This window comes from Microvirga sp. P4_G7, from assembly GCF_056401005.1.
On the sequence record NZ_JBFUKD010000796.1, the window covers coordinates 1 to 1,511 of the forward strand.

The window sequence follows — 1,511 nt, forward strand, 5'->3', positions numbered from 1 at the left end:
TGATTACGCCGCGCGCCGCAAAATCAATGAAGCGTTGGTTCCGCCGAACCCGAAAGAGTTGGAGAGAACGGTATTGATTTCCTTCCGCTTGGCCTTGTGCGGAGTGAGATCGATCGTGGTCTCGACGGACGGATTGTCGAGATTGAGCGTCGGCGGRACGATCCCGTCGCGCATCGCCAGGATAGAGAAAATCGCTTCGACCGCGCCCGCCGCACCCAAAAGATGGCCGATGGCGGACTTGGTCGAGGACATCGACAACGTCGCCGCGGCATTGCCCACAATGCGTTCGACGGCCTTCAATTCCAGCTCGTCGCCGAGGGGGGTCGAGGTGCCGTGGGCGTTGATATAGTCGATATCCGACGCCGAAATGCCGGCTCGCTTGATGGCAGCCGCCATGCAGCGATAAGCCCCGTCGCCGTCTTCCGACGGTGAGGTGATGTGATACGCGTCGCCCGAAAGACCGTAGCCGATCACCTCGGCATAGATCTTCGCGCCGCGCGCCTTGGCGTGCTCGTATTCCTCGAGAACCACGACACCGGCGCCCTCGCCCATGACGAAACCGTCGCGGTCCTTGTCGTAGGGTCGCGAAGCTCGGGTGGGGTCGTCATTGAAATTCGTCGACAAGGCCCGGCATGCGGCAAAGCCGGCAATGGAGAGCCTGTTGATGGGCGATTCCGTTCCGCCTGCCACCATCACCTCGGCGTCGCCGAGAGCGATGAGACGCGCCGCGTCGCCAATGGCGTGCGAACCCGTCGAGCAGGCGGTCACGACCGCGTTGTTCGGGCCCTTGAGACCATGGGCAATGGAGACGTATCCGCCGGCAAGGTTGATCAGTCGTCCGGGAATGAAGAAGGGCGAAATGCGCCGGGGGCCACGCTCGATGAGCGTAACGGAGGCCTCATAGATGCCGCCGATGCCGCCGATGCCCGAGCCGATCAGAACGCCTGAGGCGCACTGGTCTTCATAGGTCGTCGGTTTCCAGCCAGCGTCTTCAAGAGCCTGGGTCGCCGCTGCCATCGAATAGATGATGAAGGGGTCGACCTTGCKCTGCTCCTTCGGCTCCATCCATTGATCGGCGTTGAAGGTGCCGTCGGAACCGTCGCCACGGGGGATTTGACAGGCGATCTGGCAGGCGAGATCGGAAACCTCGAAATCAGTGACCCGGTTGGCGCCGCTCTGACCATCGACGAGTCTCGCCCAGGTCGGCTCGACACCACAGCCGAGCGGGGTCACCATGCCGAGACCAGTGACGACAACACGACGCATGACGCTTCCTAATCCTTAGACAACAAAACGCGCCGGACGAGGACCGCCCGGCGCTTAAGGGGCAATTACGCCGCGTTCTTCTCGAGGAACTTGATCGCATCGCCGACGGTCACGATCGTCTCGGCGGCGTCGTCAGGGATCTCGACATTGAATTCTTCTTCGAACGCCATGACAAGCTCAACGGTGTCAAGGCTGTCGGCGCCAAGGTCGTCGATGAAGTTGGCATTGTCCGTCACCTTCTCGGC

The 1,511-nt window shown here is 61.8% G+C and carries 2 protein-coding genes; both read right to left on the bottom strand.

Translation table 11 applies throughout. The features are described 5' to 3' along the window. Window positions 1-3: 3 nt before the first annotated feature. On the bottom strand, window positions 4-1,266 hold the full coding sequence (gene fabF, locus AC1DT3_RS20750; protein WP_477467091.1) for a beta-ketoacyl-ACP synthase II: 1,263 nt from the start codon (window positions 1,264-1,266) through the stop codon (window positions 4-6). Window positions 1,267-1,331: 65 nt separating this feature from the next. Continuing rightward, the coding region (locus tag AC1DT3_RS20755) for an acyl carrier protein (protein ID WP_477467092.1) at window positions 1,332-1,511 on the bottom strand (180 nt) is incomplete at its 5' end.